Source organism: Tsukamurella sp. DT100 (assembly GCF_049844855.1).
Lineage (GTDB): Bacteria > Actinomycetota > Actinomycetes > Mycobacteriales > Mycobacteriaceae > Tsukamurella.
Window position 1 is genome coordinate 188,481 of sequence record NZ_JBNCLV010000010.1, and the last position, 13,135, is coordinate 201,615.

General features: G+C 72.9%; 17 protein-coding genes. 10 read left to right on the plus strand and 7 right to left on the minus strand.

Features of this window, described 5'->3' with window-relative positions; all coding sequences use genetic code 11:
• Positions 1 to 8: 8 nt before the first annotated feature.
• From ACLQ3K_RS22245 to ACLQ3K_RS22260, 4 genes are read left to right on the plus strand one after another with little or no spacing between them, the layout of a single operon-like run.
• Positions 9 to 1,256 (plus strand): peptidoglycan DD-metalloendopeptidase family protein, encoded by a 1,248-nt coding sequence (locus ACLQ3K_RS22245; protein WP_426001648.1) that lies wholly within the window; start codon positions 9 to 11, stop codon positions 1,254 to 1,256.
• Positions 1,256 to 1,486: a phage holin gene (locus ACLQ3K_RS22250; RefSeq protein ID WP_426001649.1), complete on the plus strand. Its 231-nt coding sequence runs from the start codon at positions 1,256 to 1,258 to the stop codon at positions 1,484 to 1,486. Before ACLQ3K_RS22245 ends, ACLQ3K_RS22250 begins: the two co-directional genes overlap by 1 nt.
• On the plus strand, positions 1,483 to 1,923 hold the full coding sequence (locus ACLQ3K_RS22255) for a hypothetical protein (protein ID WP_426001650.1): 441 nt from the start codon (positions 1,483 to 1,485) through the stop codon (positions 1,921 to 1,923). Before ACLQ3K_RS22250 ends, ACLQ3K_RS22255 begins: the two co-directional genes overlap by 4 nt.
• Positions 1,908 to 2,405: a hypothetical protein gene (locus ACLQ3K_RS22260; RefSeq protein ID WP_426001651.1), complete on the plus strand. Its 498-nt coding sequence runs from the start codon at positions 1,908 to 1,910 to the stop codon at positions 2,403 to 2,405. The genes ACLQ3K_RS22255 and ACLQ3K_RS22260 overlap by 16 nt, the downstream gene beginning before the upstream one ends.
• 206 nt (positions 2,406 to 2,611) lie before the next feature.
• Here the strand turns inward: ACLQ3K_RS22260 and ACLQ3K_RS22265 are convergent, their stop codons facing one another.
• Positions 2,612 to 2,884: a hypothetical protein gene (locus ACLQ3K_RS22265; RefSeq protein WP_426001653.1), complete on the minus strand. Its 273-nt coding sequence runs from the start codon at positions 2,882 to 2,884 to the stop codon at positions 2,612 to 2,614.
• Between the two features lie 49 nt (positions 2,885 to 2,933).
• On the opposite strand from ACLQ3K_RS22265, the gene ACLQ3K_RS22270 reads away from it, so the two are divergent.
• Entirely contained in the window at positions 2,934 to 3,095 is a 162-nt protein-coding gene (locus tag ACLQ3K_RS22270) for a hypothetical protein (RefSeq protein WP_426001654.1), read from the plus strand.
• Between the two features lie 23 nt (positions 3,096 to 3,118).
• A complete protein-coding gene (locus ACLQ3K_RS22275; protein ID WP_426001655.1) occupies positions 3,119 to 4,042 on the plus strand; it encodes a recombinase family protein in 924 nt (307 codons plus the stop codon).
• A 60-nt stretch (positions 4,043 to 4,102) separates the two neighbouring features.
• Here the strand turns inward: ACLQ3K_RS22275 and ACLQ3K_RS22280 are convergent, their stop codons facing one another.
• The 3 genes from ACLQ3K_RS22280 to ACLQ3K_RS22290 all read right to left on the minus strand — a co-directional run bounded on the left by ACLQ3K_RS22280 (position 4,103) and on the right by ACLQ3K_RS22290 (position 6,120).
• Entirely contained in the window at positions 4,103 to 4,585 is a 483-nt protein-coding gene (locus tag ACLQ3K_RS22280) for an MmpS family transport accessory protein (protein WP_426001656.1), read from the minus strand.
• 102 nt (positions 4,586 to 4,687) lie between these two features.
• Positions 4,688 to 5,809: a C40 family peptidase gene (locus tag ACLQ3K_RS22285; RefSeq protein WP_426001657.1), complete on the minus strand. Its 1,122-nt coding sequence runs from the start codon at positions 5,807 to 5,809 to the stop codon at positions 4,688 to 4,690.
• Complete coding sequence (locus tag ACLQ3K_RS22290; RefSeq protein ID WP_426001658.1) at positions 5,806 to 6,120, minus strand: hypothetical protein; 315 nt, start codon at positions 6,118 to 6,120, stop codon at positions 5,806 to 5,808. The genes ACLQ3K_RS22285 and ACLQ3K_RS22290 overlap by 4 nt, the downstream gene beginning before the upstream one ends.
• 63 nt (positions 6,121 to 6,183) lie before the next feature.
• On the opposite strand from ACLQ3K_RS22290, the gene upp reads away from it, so the two are divergent.
• Positions 6,184 to 6,813: a uracil phosphoribosyltransferase gene (gene upp, locus ACLQ3K_RS22295; RefSeq protein WP_224649098.1), complete on the plus strand. Its 630-nt coding sequence runs from the start codon at positions 6,184 to 6,186 to the stop codon at positions 6,811 to 6,813.
• 19 nt (positions 6,814 to 6,832) lie between these two features.
• Here upp and ACLQ3K_RS22300 read toward each other — a convergent pair whose 3' ends face one another.
• The 3 genes from ACLQ3K_RS22300 to ACLQ3K_RS22310 are packed head-to-tail and all read right to left on the minus strand — an operon-like array spanning position 6,833 to position 9,843.
• Positions 6,833 to 7,384, minus strand: a complete 552-nt coding sequence (locus ACLQ3K_RS22300; protein WP_426001659.1) for a hypothetical protein — start codon at positions 7,382 to 7,384, stop codon at positions 6,833 to 6,835.
• Positions 7,381 to 9,006: a phospho-sugar mutase gene (locus ACLQ3K_RS22305; protein ID WP_426001660.1), complete on the minus strand. Its 1,626-nt coding sequence runs from the start codon at positions 9,004 to 9,006 to the stop codon at positions 7,381 to 7,383. The genes ACLQ3K_RS22300 and ACLQ3K_RS22305 overlap by 4 nt, the downstream gene beginning before the upstream one ends.
• On the minus strand, positions 9,007 to 9,843 hold the full coding sequence (locus ACLQ3K_RS22310; RefSeq protein WP_426001661.1) for a purine-nucleoside phosphorylase: 837 nt from the start codon (positions 9,841 to 9,843) through the stop codon (positions 9,007 to 9,009). It abuts the gene before it with no gap.
• Positions 9,844 to 9,875: 32 nt separating this feature from the next.
• Here ACLQ3K_RS22310 and ACLQ3K_RS22315 point away from each other — a divergent pair, with 32 nt between their 5' ends.
• From ACLQ3K_RS22315 to ACLQ3K_RS22325, 3 genes are read left to right on the plus strand one after another with little or no spacing between them, the layout of a single operon-like run.
• The gene (locus ACLQ3K_RS22315; RefSeq protein ID WP_426001663.1) at positions 9,876 to 10,586 is read left to right on the plus strand and encodes an enoyl-CoA hydratase/isomerase family protein; all 711 of its coding nucleotides are present in this window, start codon (positions 9,876 to 9,878) and stop codon (positions 10,584 to 10,586) included.
• Between the two features lie 2 nt (positions 10,587 to 10,588).
• Positions 10,589 to 11,791, plus strand: a complete 1,203-nt coding sequence (locus tag ACLQ3K_RS22320; RefSeq protein ID WP_426001664.1) for an amidohydrolase — start codon at positions 10,589 to 10,591, stop codon at positions 11,789 to 11,791.
• The gene (locus tag ACLQ3K_RS22325; protein WP_426001665.1) at positions 11,788 to 12,996 is read left to right on the plus strand and encodes an amidohydrolase; all 1,209 of its coding nucleotides are present in this window, start codon (positions 11,788 to 11,790) and stop codon (positions 12,994 to 12,996) included. Before ACLQ3K_RS22320 ends, ACLQ3K_RS22325 begins: the two co-directional genes overlap by 4 nt.
• The last annotated feature ends 139 nt before the right edge of the window (positions 12,997 to 13,135 follow it).

Sequence of the window (13,135 nt, forward strand, 5' to 3'; positions counted from 1 at the left end):
GCGGTTGCATGGTGACGTCGCCGTTCGGGCCGCGCGACGGCGGCTTCCACACGGGGATCGACTTCGGATGGCCGGGCGGCTCGGCCGGGCGCGCCGTGTACGCGGTACAGGCGGGCACCGTCATTAAGGCCGGTGCGGCGCAGGGCTACGGCGGCCCGGATCCTGCAGGCTGGCTTGTGATCGACAGCACGGACGAGCAGGGTTCGGGGTGCTTCGAGTACGGGCACATCGTGCGCCAGGTTGGCGTCGGCCAGACCGTGGCCGCCGGCCAGCGCATCGGCTACGTGAACCCGAACAGCTCGACGAACGGCGGCGTCGCGCCGCACTGCCACGTCTCGTTCTGGCCGCGCGCGTACGGCGGCCCGGAGGGCAAGCAGGACTGGAAGGACAAGCTCGCGGCCGCGAGCTACCCCGGTGACACGCCGCCCGCGCCGGAGCCCCCTACGGGGATCGACGCTGCGACCCTGGCGCAGGCGATGAGTTGCAGCCTAGCGCGAGCCACCGAAATGCTTCCCGGCTACGTCGTAGCCATGGAGGCTGCCGAGATCACGAACGCGAATCGCGCCGCGATGTTCGCCGCGCAGATCGGCCACGAGTCCGCCGGCCTGGTCTACATGGAGGAGATCGCCGACGGCTCGCAGTACGAGGGCCGCGCCGACCTCGGGAACACTCAGCCGGGCGACGGCCGCCGGTTCAAAGGTTCCGGCCCGATCCAGCTGACCGGGCGCCACAACTTCACCCTGTTCTCGCGGTGGGCGTACGACCACGGGCACATCGCGTCGCCGACTCTGCTCGTCGAGCGGCCCGAGCTGGTGCGCTCCGACCCGCGGCTCGGGTTCCTTGCCGCGTCCTGGTACTGGACCGTCGCTCGCCCGGGCATCAACGCGATGTGCGACCGCGGCGATCTCGACGGCGTGACCCGCGCGATCAACGGCGGCCTCAACGGCATCAACGACAGGCGCGCGCGGTGGAACCGCTGCCGCGCGCTCGGAGACCGGCTGCTGCCGGGGAAGGACTGGTTGGACATGGCAACCAAGGACGAGGTGCGGGAGCTCATCTACGAGTGCCTGCAGACGTTCGTCGGCCCGATCGGGTCGGACGTGAAGGACATCCGCCAGCAGCTCACCGGCGGCCGGGACGCGGGCGAGTACGGCGGGTTCAAGCAGGGCGGCAACCGCACCCTGTACGACCTGACCGCGGCGACCGCCGCGAAGAACGGCGTGCCCGGGGCCAGCGACACGAAGGCGGCGAAGTGATGGCCGAGCACAACGCACCCGAGCAGCCGACGCCGCAGCCGCTCGCGTGGCTCACTCCGGCTCGGCGTCGGGTGATCTACGGCGTGCTCGCGGCCCTGGCACCGCTCGCCGTGCTCTACGGGCTGGCGACGCAGCAGCAGGCCGACCTCTGGCTCATCGTGGCCCAGGCCGCGCTGCTCGGCGGCGGCGGAGTCCTCGCGCTGGCGCACACGCCGCGGGGCAAGTCGTGATCCGGCGCGGCTCGTGGGTGCCGCTCCTGCCGCGAGCCGCGCGCTACGCCGTCGTCAGCATCGTCCCTATCGAACCGATCCTCCGCGGCTTCGACTACGCGCTCCCGGGCGCCGAGACCGCGCAGCAGCTCTCCATCATCGAGCGCGCGATGCCGATGCCCGCGTGGGGCGCCATGTGCGTCCTGGCCGGCGTGCTCGCGCTCGTGGGGTTCCTGGGCCTGTGGCGCCGCGTCGCGATCGCTGGCCTGTGGGTCGGAGGCTCCACGTACGTCGCCCTCGCCGTCGGCCAGTGGGTCGCGGTGCTCGGTGAGCCGTGGCTCGACGGGATCCGCGGCCCCGGCATCGTCACGATCTTCGCGCTCGCACAGCTCGGCATGGCACTCGGCTACGCGCAGCAGCCCGACGACCTGGAGGCCGACGCATGTTCGAAGCCCTGATCTCCGCCGGCGCCCCCGCGTGGCTGATCGTGCTGCTCATCGTCCTCGGTCTCGTACCCGCTGCCGGGTCCGAGAAAGCCGCCACCCTGCCGGGTCTCCTCGGCGCTGGCGCCCGCGCGTGGCAGGGCCGGAAGGCCCGGAAGCGGGAGGAGGCGCGCGCGGCTGCCGCCGAGCCGACGCCGTCGGAGCTGCTCGACGACAAGGTCATCGCCCGGATGGACAAGCGGTACGACGACCTGGTGGAGCAGTGCGCCGCCGACGCGCGGCGCGCGGACGAGCGCGCCGAACGGCAGGACCGCGCGATCGCCGACCTCCGCCGCGACGTGGAAAACCTCGAGCGCGAGGTCACCGAGACGAAGGCGCGGTTCTTCCTGCTCCTCGGATACACCCGGCGCGTGATACTCGCCCTTCGAGACCTAGACCCTGAGCATCCCCTTCCAGCTGTCCCTGTGGAGCTGCGGGAGTGGCTCGGGCACGGATAGCCGGAACTCGGGTGACCTGGGATTTCTGGATCATCGACTCTCCGCCGCCGCCCGCGGCGATCACCACGTAGTCCTCCAGCCCATACCGGCGCTCGCGGAGCACCATCCGCCGCTGCCCGCGCACCAGCACCACGTCGCCGAACTCGTACGTTTCCTCGATCTCGCTCATGAGCGCGACGGTACGACCGACCACCGACAAGTCCAGGTCACCACATGTGTTCGGCGACCCACTCGCCGATCGCGTCGGACGCCTCCCCCGGGTGGGGTGTCGGCACCATCCCGAACGTCAGCATCCCGGCGCGCAGCACCTCGCCTGCGGGGGCGCGCCGCCACCGCTCCACCGCGTCCGATGGGACGCCGCGGGCCTCCAGCATCGCGGTGCCACCTGCCCGCGCCGCCTGCTCCGGCAGAGCCGCGCTGGAACTGACGACAGGGGTGTCGCCCGGGATCTGCGAGAAGATGACCACCGTCCACAACACGAGCCGAAGATACCGGGAACCGAATGCCGAGCTGGTGCGTCCAATAGGTATGAGCTTCGTTCGCTACGCCCTCACTCGCCTCCGTGGCTGGTACGCCCTCGCGCTGGCCGGCCGCGGTCGTGGGGCGCCGCTCGCGCCGGAGAAGGACGCCCGGATCATCGAAGCGATCCGCGCCGCCGCGCCACAACCACGCCGCGAACCCAAGAACTAGTTGCCGAGGGTAGAATACTCGGCGTGAGACCCTACGGCTGGAACCGCGACGGCACCATCATCGACGACGAGGCTGACCAGCTCCGCTACATGGCTGACTGGGTCGCCCGCGGCGAGCCCTTCCTCCCGCTCATCGACGACCTCAACGACCGCGGCATCCAGACGGTGTCTGGCAAGCCCTGGCGGCGCAGCACCATCAAGCAGGCCCTGCTCAACCCCCGCATCGTGGGTAAGCGGGAGAAGGGCGGCGAGCTCGTCGACGCCGACAACGAGCCGATCCTCGACGATGACGTGTGGCAGAAGGTCCGCGGCATCTTCGCTGACCCCGAGCGGCAGAAGTTCATCGCCCCGAAGGACCCGAAGACCCGGCCGCTGCTCGCCGGCGGGATTCTGCGCTGCGAGTGCGGCGGCCCCATGTACGGCACGTCGCCGCAGCAGAAGGGCGCCCGCCCGGCCGTGTACCAGTGCCGCTCCTCGGGTGGCGGATGGTGCAACCGCCGGTCGATCGTCCTCGACACCGCCGACGCCGAGGTGACCCGCCACGTCCTCGCGCGGCTCGTCGACACCCGACTCCGCGAGGACCTCGCCACGGCGATCGCGGTGGCCGGCATGGACGAGGACCGGAAGCTCATCGCCCAGTACGAGGCGCGGCAGCGCGCGCTCGGCAAGAGCTACGGCGACCTCGAGGTCGACGAGGTCGCGTTCGTCGCGGCGTCGCAGACCCTCGCCGAGAACCTTGACGCGGCGACCGGCCGTGTGCGGGCCCGCGAGGTGCTGACGGATGTGCCGGAGCCGTCGGTGATGAAGATCGCGAGCTGGTGGGAGGCCGCCTCGATGGATGCCCGCCGCGAGGTGATCGACGTGCTGGTGCGCCGGATCGACGTGAAGGCGAAGGTCGCGGGGGAGCCGGACCGCCTGCGTATCGACTGGCGGTACTGGCCGAAGTAGGCGCGAACGCGGAGCGGCCCCGACCTCGGTGAGAAGGTCGGGGCCGCTGTGGCGGCGATGCTACTTCTTGCTGACGCTGCCTGAGCAGGACGCCGAGGCGCCTGTGCCGCTGGCGGTGTTCTCGATGATGACCTTGCCGTCGACGAGGACCTGGCAGGTGATCTTGCCGGTGTCGTTCATGCCGTTGGTCGCGGAGAGGGTGACGGTCTTGGCGAGGCCGGTAACGTCGGTCTTCTTCTCCCACGGGAGTGCGACGTCGTTGTCCTGGGTGATGTTGTCGTTGATCGTGTAGGTGATCAGCGCGCCGGTTGCGGGCCCGGTGACCTTGTAGGTGACGCTGACCACGGACTTGGATTCGTCGTCGATGGATTTGGCGGCGCCGCCGATGAGGGCGGCGCATCCGCCGAACATGGCGATGATCACTACGAAGATGGCGAGGAGGATCCACGGCCACTTCTTGCGCTTCTTCGGGGGCTGCTGGGGCGGGTAGGGCTGGCCGGCGTATGGCTGGCCAGGGTAGGGCTGCTGCGGCTGGTCGGTCATCGGGTCCTCGTTTCTCGGGATGGGTGCGACGAGGACCACAAGCGCCCCCCGCGCGTGAGCGGAACCATACACTGATGTGCTCCGCGAAACGGACGTATGAGCTCAGAACCGTCCGTGGAAACTGAACCTATCTGAACAGTTAGCCTCCACCATGCGTCCGTCGCCGATGACCATCGCGACGTGGCCCTCCCACACCGCGAGGTCGCCGGGCTGCAACTGGCCCGCGCTGACCGCGGCGCCGACGCCCTGCTCGTTGGCGAGCCGCGGCAGCTCCATGCCCGCCTGCCGGTAGGCCCATTGCGTGAACCCGCTGCAGTCCAGGCCGACTCCGGGCGTCGTCCCGCCCCACGAGTAGGGCACGCCCAGCTGCGTGAGCGCGGCCTGCACCGCGGCGGCGGCCTTCGCGTTCGGGGCCTTCACCACCGTGCCGTCGGGCAGGCGCACGTCGTAGCCGCCCTTGCCGTCGGCGGTCACCGTCGCCCCGGACCGTCGGGACGCCGACGCCGTCTGCGTCTTCGAACCGCGGCCCGAGCCCGAGCCGCCCCGGTTCGCGGACGTGAGCGCGGAGGTGAGCCCGCTGACGGGGGAGGCTCCGCCGCCCGAGCCGCCTCCGGACCCCGAGCCGGTGCCGGTCGGGGAGGAGGTCGACGGGGTCGTGGTCGCGGTCGTCGAGGCGGGCGTCGTCGCCGCACCGCCGTCGACGGTGGCGGGCGCGGCCGGGGTGCTCTCCGCCAGCCCGGAGACCGTGCCGGTCTCGCCGTCGAGCTTGTCGCGTACGGACCGCAGTACGTCGAGCGCCTGCTGCAGGTGATCGGCCGCCAGCGTGAGCACCGCGATCAGCCCGGTGGGGTTGAGCAGCGTCGGATTCGCGGCCTCGGCCTTGCTCACGAAGGAATCGAGGACGGCCTGCAGCCGCGTGCGGCCCTTGCTCACCACCCCGGCGGCGGTCGTCACCGACTCGCGGATCGCGCCGCTGTGCTGCGACAGGGCCGCCGCGGCGGTGCCGCCGGTGCCGATCGTGCGCTGCGCGGTCGTCGCATCCACGCCCGTCCACGCGCTGCCGACGCTGACCGTCGCCGAATCCGTCTGCGCGCTGACCCGGGCCAGTTCGGCCTCCACCGCCCGGATCGCCGCGTCGACCCCCGCGACCGAGAGGTCGCCGGTGCCGAACGTGTCGAGCAGGGCCCGCAGCGGCGCCGCCAGCGCCGCGACGATGCCGCTCACGACGCACCCAGCAACCCGAGCAGCGCCCCCGCGCCGCCCCCGTCCGTGGCGACCGCCGAGGCCACCGTCCGCGCCGCGCCGGCGGAGGCCGAGGTGTAGAACGCGGCCAGGCGCGTCACCTCGGCATCGGTCGCCGTGACGGCGCCCAGCAGCTCGGCCAGGTAGTCGCCGCCGATCAGCCCGAAGACCGGTGTGAGCGCCGCGGCCGAGACGGCGCCCGTTCCCGCGGCCCCCGCCACCGACGCGGCCAGCGAGCCCAGTTCGGTCCCCGCCGCCGTCACCGCGCTCGTCGTCATCAGAAACGGTTCCATCGCAATACCCCCTCATTGATTGGACGCCTCAGGGGCCCGAGCGGTTCCCGATACGCTGACCGCATGCAGATCACCGTGGTCGACCACCCCCTGGCCGCCGTCCGCCTCACCGCGCTCCGCGCGGAGGCCACCGACAACGCCTCCTTCCGCGCAGCGCTGAAGGAGCTCACCCAGATGCTGGTCTACGAGGCCATGCGCGACGCCGCCGTCGCCGCCGTCACGGTGACCACCCCGCTCGAGGACACCGACGGCGCCGCGCTCGCGAAGCCGCCGCTGCTGGTGCCGGTGCTGCGCGCCGGCCTCGGCATGGTCGACCAGGCGCACGCGATGTTGCCGGAGTCCCAGGTGGGCTTCGTCGGCATGGGCCGCAACGAGGAGACGCACGTCCCCGAGCCCTACTTCCAGTCGCTGCCCGCCGATCTCGCGGGGCGCCCCGTCTTCGTGCTCGACCCGATGCTCGCGACCGGCGGCTCGATGGTGGAGACGCTGAGCCTGCTCGCGCAGCGCGGCGCGACCGACGTGACCGCGGTGTGCGTCGTCGCCGCGCCCGAGGGTGTGCAGGCGCTCGCCGACTGCGGCCACCCCGTCCGCCTGGTCACGGCCACCGTCGACCGGGGGCTGAACGAGAACGCCTACATCGTGCCCGGCCTCGGCGACGCCGGCGACCGCCAGTTCGGCCCGCGCTGGACCTGAGTCACGGATCGGCGGCCGGCTACGGGGCCGCCCAGAATCCCGTCGCCGGCTCGGTGAACTCGCCCGACGGGGTGCTGATCACCAGCCCGGCGGGCGTGATGTTGATCGTCGCGTCCGGGGCGCGGGCGACCCAGCCGGGGCCCGCGGGCAGCACGCCCTCGATGCGCGTCCCGGTACCGGTGTCGACGCGCCAGCCCGCGTAGTACAGTGCGCCCGCGCGATCGCAGACGACGGCCTGCGAGGTGGCGGTGAGGACCATCATCCGGGCGGCGTCGCCGTCGGCGCAGCGCGCGGGGGTCCCCAGGAAGCCGAGGGCATCGGTCCCGGGGATCGACGGTGCGGGCGGCGCGGGTGTGCCCGGCTGCTCGGACGACGGTGCCGGGGCGGCCGACGCGGAGCTCGACGGCCCGGACGGCGGCGCGGCGGCCGTGGCCGGCTCCGTGGGTCGTTTGCCGCTGACGTAGGCGGTCGCGGCCGCCGCGGCGGCGACCACGATGAGCACCCCCACCACGACCGCCGCCGCGATCACCCGGCCGCGTGCGGGATCGGCCGGGCGCACTGGGCGGGTCACCCGAAGGCCGCCCACTTACGCACCGTGTCGGTCACCGCGGTGAGCCGCTGTCGGGCGCGCGCCTCGGCGCCGCTCGTGTCGCTGTCGATCGTCACCGGCTCGATCACCTCCAGGTAGAACTTCGCCTTCGGCTCGGTTCCGGAGGGCCGCACGGTGACCCGGACGCCGTCGCCGCGGAACACCAGCGCGTCCGTCGCGGGGCGGGCCGTCAGAAGATCCTCACAGCCGACGGCGGTGTTTGCAACCTCAATAGGGGGGTCGGCGCGCAGGGCGGCCATGATCGCGGCGATCCGCGCAACGTCGTCCACGCGCAGCGCGTACTGGCTCGACAGGTACACGCCGTGCCGGCGGTACAACGCGTCCAGCGCGTCCGGCAGTCCGCTGCCCTGCGCCTTCAGCGCGGCCGCGTAGCCGGCGGCGACGACCGCGGCGGAGATCCCGTCCTTGTCGCGCACCGTCGACGGGTCGACGCAGAGGCCGAGCGCCTCCTCGTACGCGAAGACCAGGCCGTCGCCCGCCCGGACGAGGTTCTTGAACCCGGTCAGGGTCCTCGCGTACCGCGCGCCGCGGCTCTCGGCGATCGCGCCCAGGAGTTCGGAGCTGACGATCGTCGTCGCCACGAGGGGATCCGACGGTGCGCCGTCCAGCGGCGCGTCGAGCAGGTGGGCGCCGAGCAGCGAGCCGGACTCGTCGCCGGTGAGCATCCGCCAGCCGTCGGCGAAGCGGGCGCCCAGGGCGCACCGGTCCGCGTCGGGGTCGAGGGCGACCGCGAGGTCCGCATCCACCCGCTCCGCGAGGGCGAGCAGCAGGTCGGAGGCGCCCGGCTCCTCGGGGTTGGGGAAGGCCACCGTCGGGAACTCGCCGTCCGGGGCGAACTGCTGCTCCACCACGTGCACGTCGTCGAAGCCACTGCGGCGCAGGGCCTCCACCGCGACCTCCCCGCCCACGCCGTGCATCGGCGTCAGCGCGATCCGCAGCGGCACGGCGGGCGCCGGGCGCAGCGCGGAGACGCGGTCCAGATACGCCGCGACCACCTCGGTCGCGCGGGGATCGGCCGGCACCGGCGTCCGCGCGATCTCCGTGGCGGGCGGCGCGGCGGCGATGAGCTTCTCGATCTCGGCGTCGGCGGGGGAGACCAGCTGGGCGCCGCCGTCGAGGTAGACCTTGTAGCCGTTGTCGGCGGGCGGGTTGTGCGAGGCCGTGATCTGGACGCCCGCGACGGCGCCGAGTGCCTTGGTCGCGAACGAGACCCACGGCGTGGGGCCGGGTTCGGGCAGCGCCACCATGGCGAAGCCCTGCGCCGCGAGCACCTCGGTGGCGGCCGCGAAGAAGGCTTCGGAGCCGCGCCGCGCGTCACGCCCGACGACGACGGTGCCGCCGCCCAGGCACTTCGCCTTCAGCCACTCGCCGAGGGCCCAGGTCGTGCGGGTCACCACCGCCACGTTCATGCCCGACGGTCCGCCGCGGACCGGGCCCCGCAGGCCCGCGGTGCCGAAGGACAGCGGGGCGGCGAAGCGCTCGGCGAGCTCGTCGCCGCTCAGCGCCTCGAGTTCGGCGCGGGTCGCCGGGTCGGGATCGCCCTCGATCCAGGCGAGGACTTCGGCCGCGAGCTCGGCGCCCATCTACATCGCCTCGATCACGTCGGCGAGCAGGCCGCCCATCCGCGCCGCCGCCTCGCGTCCGGCCTCGAGGACCTCCTCGTGGTTCAGCGGCTCGCCGGTGATGCCCGCCGCCAGGTTGGTCACCAGCGAGATCCCCAGCACCGCAGCGTCCTCCGCGCGGGCGGCGATCGTCTCGTGCACCGTCGACATGCCCACCAGGTCGGCACCCAGGGTGCGCAGCATGCGGATCTCGGCCGGGGTCTCGTAGTGCGGGCCGGGGAGGCCGGCGTAGACGCCCTCCTTGAGCGAAGGGTCGACGGTGCGGGCCAGCGTGCGCAGTTGCGCCGAGTACGCGTCCACCAGGTTCACGAACTGCGCGCCCACGAGCGGCGAGCGGGCGGTGAGGTTCAGGTGGTCCTCGATCAGCACCGGTTCGCCGACGAACATGCCCTCGCGCAGGCCGCCCGCGGCGTTGGTGAGGATCACCGTCGACGCCCCGGCCGCGCAGGCCGTGCGCACGGGGTGCACGACGCGCGACAGGTCGTGGCCCTCGTAGGCGTGGGTGCGGCCCAGCAGCACCAGGACCCGCTTGCCGCCGACGACGACCGCCGAGGCCGTGCCCTTGTGGCCGGCCGCACTGGGCGGCGCGAAGTGAGGGAGATCCGCCATCGGCACGGACCCGACGGCGGCGCCGCGCGCGGTGAGCGCGTCGGCCGCGGGGGCCCAGCCGGAGCCGAGCACCACCGCCACGTCGAAGGGTTCACCGCCCGTCGCGGCGGTCAGTGCGGCGGCCGCCTCGCGGGCCGCAGCGGAGGGATCGTCGATACCGGAGTCACGTGCCGCGTGCAGTTGCGCCATGGCCCCAGATGCTAGCCGCTATCGTGATGCCCATGCCTTACGTCACGCGCACCGACGACGTCTTCACTCTGTTCCTGGGCGATGAGGGCGTCGAGCTCTCGGAGACCAACCCGGAGAACCGCTTCTCCCCGGACTGGGTCGACGCAGTGCACGCCCGTCTCGACGAGATCGAGGCGCAGGCGGCCGGGTCGCCCGCCGCGCTGGTGGTGACCGCCACCGGCAAGTTCTTCTCCAACGGCCTGGACGTCATGTACATCCTGGCGAACGCGGGTGAGTTGCCGACCTACCTGGACCGCGTGCACACGGTCTTCAGCCGCCTGCTGACCTTCCCGATGACCACCGTCGCGGCCGTCAACGGCCACGCCTTCGGTGCCGGCGCCATGCTGGCACTGTCGTGCGACTTCGCCGTGATGCGCGACGACCGCGGCTTCTTCTGCCTCCCCGAGGTCAGCCTCAAGATGGGCTTCACCGTCGGCATGGCCAGCCTGCTGCGCTCCCGTCTGCCGTACCAGACGGCGGTCGAGGCGATGACCACCGGACGTCGCTACGGCGGCGCCGACGCCGTTGCTGCGGGCATCGTGCAGGCGGCGGTCTCGGAGGCCGAGCTGCTGCCGACCGCGACCGCCCGGGCGGCGGCGAACGCCGCCGCCGACGGCCCTACGCTGAACAAGATCAAGAACGATCTGCACACGCACCTCATCGCCGACCTCGCCGTTCCGACGACCGAAGTCAAGTTCGGCTGACGGTGACCGGTCGCGTCACCTCCGTCCTGGAGGCGCTCACCGGCACCGTCGACCGCGTGCGGGGCGACCTGGTCGCGGTCAGCCACGAGATCCACGCCCGGCCCGAGCTGGCCTTCGAGGAGCGGTTCGCGTCGGCGCTGCTGGCCGACGCCCTCGCGGGGCACGGCTTCGCCGTCGAGCGCCGCGTCGCGGACCTCGATACCGCGTTCGTCGGACGGTCCGGCAGCGGGCCGCTGCGCGTCGCCGTCTTCGCCGAGTACGACGCCCTGCCCGGCATCGGGCACGCCTGCGGGCACAACATCATCGCCGCGGCGGGGCTCGGCGCCGGCCTCGCGCTCGCGTCCGTCGCGGACGAGCTGGGCCTGACCGTCGAGGTGTACGGCACGCCCGCCGAGGAGTCCGGGGGCGGCAAGGTGCTCATGCTGCAGCGCGGCGCGTTCGACGGTGTCGCCTACGCGGGCATGGTGCACCCCGCCCCGTTCGACGTGGTGCGCACGCGCACCCTGGCGCTGGCCGACCTGGCGATCCGGTTCACGGGGCGCGAGGCGCACGCCTCGGCGGCCCCCTGGGCCGGCCGCAACGCGGGCGACGCCGCGACGGTCGCGCAGGTCGCGCTGGGCCTGCTGCGGCAGCACCTCGAGCCGGGCCAACAGCTGCACGGCATCGTCAGCGACGGCGGGACCGCGCCCAACGTGGTGCCCGCCGCGTCCGAGCTGCTCTACTACCTGCGCGCCGACGACGCGGAGTCGCTGGAGCGGCTCGCCGTCCGCGCGGGCGACTGCTTCGCCGCAGGCGCGCTGGCGGCCGGCTGCACGCACGAGGTCGGCGAGGTCTCGCCCGCCTACACCGAGCTGCGCAGCGACGGTGCCCTCGCCGTCGCGTACCGCGCCGCGGCGGTCGCGATCGGCCGGGAACCGGTGGCTCCGGAGTTCGAGCGGCTGGTGCCGTTGGGGAGTACCGACATGGGCAATGTGAGCCACGCTGTACCGTCGATCCATCCGCTGATCGGCCTCGAGACCGACGGGGCCGTGACCCATCAGCCGGAGTTCACGGCCGCCGCCGCCACCGAATCCGCCGATCGGGCCGTGCGCGATGGTGCGCTGGCCCTGGCCGCAGCCTTCGCTGCGGTCGCAGAGGACGAGGACGAGCGCGCGCGGCTGCTGACCGGGGCCGGGCGACGCGGCAGCGATGGAGGCGGACGGTGAGCGGCACGGCGAGCGGAAGTGCGGGCGAGGATCTCTCGAGGGCCGCCTACGTCGACCAGTGGTTGCAGCGCAAGGGCGACTGGCTCCGCGAGTTCCGGCGCGACCTGCACGCCCACCCCGAGCTGTCCTGGCGCGAGCAGCGCACCACGAACGTCGTCTTCGAGGCGTTGACCGCCGCGGGCCTGCACCCCCGCAAGCTCTCGACCACCGGCCTGATCTGCGACCTCGGACCCACCGGCGGGGAGCGCGTCGCCCTGCGCGCCGACATGGACGCGCTGCCGATCCACGAGGCCACCGGCCTCGACTTCCGATCCACGTCGGCCGGCGTCTCGCACGCGTGCGGTCATGACGCGCACACCTCGATCCTGCTGGGCACCGGCCTCGCCCTGGCCGAGCTGGACCGCGCGGGCCGGCTGCCAGTGGGCGTGCGCCTGATCTTCCAGCCTGCCGAGGAGGTCATGCCGGGCGGCGCGCTCTCGGCGGTGCGCGACGAGGTGATGCAGGGGGTCTCCCGCATCTACGCGCTGCACTGCGATCCCCGCGTCGAGGTGGGACGGATCGGCGTCCGCTCCGGCGCCATCACCTCCGCCGCCGACCACGTCGAGGTCATCCTGCACTCGCCCGGCGGGCACACCTCGCGGCCGCACCTGACCAGCGACCTGATCTACGCCATGGGCACCGTCATCACCGGGCTCCCCGGCGTGCTGTCGCGCCGCGTGGACCCCCGCTCCGGCACGATCATGGTGTGGGGCGCGGCGAACGCCGGATCCGCGCCGAACGCGATCCCACAGATCGGCGCGCTGCACGGCACCGTCCGCACCGGCGAGCATCAGATCTGGGAGTCGCTGGAGCCGCTCGTGCGCGAGATCATCGCCGAGCTGCTCGCGCCGCTGCGGATCAAGCACGAGGTCAACTACACCCGCGGCGTCCCCCCGGTCATCAACGACCACTTGGCCGCCACCCGCCTCGCCGACGCCGCGCGCGCCGTCTCGCCCGACGGGGTGGTCGACACCCCGCAGTCCGGCGGCGGCGAGGACTTCTCCTGGTACCTGGAGGAGTCGCCCGGCGCGATGGCACGGCTGGGCGTCTGGTCCGGCGAGGGCCGCCAGTACGACTTGCACCAGCCCGATTTCGTGCTCGACGAGCGCGCACTCGAGATGGGCGTGAAGGTCTTCACGAACGTGGTCTTCGCCTCCGGTCGCTGATCGCGGTCGGCCCCGGCCACACCCGCGCCGGCGCGGGCCCGTCGTGGCGACGGCAGTGCGGCGAACGGACTCTCGAATTCTGTCCGGATCGGACAGGGTGTCCGGGACGGACAGAATCCGAGAGTCGTCGATGCCGGCT

Excerpts from the sequence above, each read along its gene's own strand:
- ACLQ3K_RS22270 (WP_426001654.1), top strand. The coding sequence starts at position 2,934 with ATGAGCTTCGTTCGCTACGCCCTCACTCGCCTCCGTGGCTGGTACGCC.
- ACLQ3K_RS22280 (WP_426001656.1), bottom strand. The coding sequence starts at position 4,585 with ATGACCGACCAGCCGCAGCAGCCCTACCCTGGCCAGCCATACGCCGGC.
- ACLQ3K_RS22305 (WP_426001660.1), bottom strand. The coding sequence starts at position 9,006 with ATGGGCGCCGAGCTCGCGGCCGAAGTCCTCGCCTGGATCGAGGGCGAT.
- ACLQ3K_RS22290 (WP_426001658.1), bottom strand. The coding sequence starts at position 6,120 with ATGGAACCGTTTCTGATGACGACGAGCGCGGTGACGGCGGCGGGGACC.
- upp (WP_224649098.1), top strand. The coding sequence starts at position 6,184 with ATGCAGATCACCGTGGTCGACCACCCCCTGGCCGCCGTCCGCCTCACC.
- ACLQ3K_RS22245 (WP_426001648.1), top strand. The coding sequence starts at position 9 with ATGGTGACGTCGCCGTTCGGGCCGCGCGACGGCGGCTTCCACACGGGG.
- ACLQ3K_RS22315 (WP_426001663.1), top strand. The coding sequence starts at position 9,876 with ATGCCTTACGTCACGCGCACCGACGACGTCTTCACTCTGTTCCTGGGC.
- ACLQ3K_RS22260 (WP_426001651.1), top strand. The coding sequence starts at position 1,908 with ATGTTCGAAGCCCTGATCTCCGCCGGCGCCCCCGCGTGGCTGATCGTG.
- ACLQ3K_RS22310 (WP_426001661.1), bottom strand. The coding sequence starts at position 9,843 with ATGGCGCAACTGCACGCGGCACGTGACTCCGGTATCGACGATCCCTCC.
- ACLQ3K_RS22250 (WP_426001649.1), top strand. The coding sequence starts at position 1,256 with ATGGCCGAGCACAACGCACCCGAGCAGCCGACGCCGCAGCCGCTCGCG.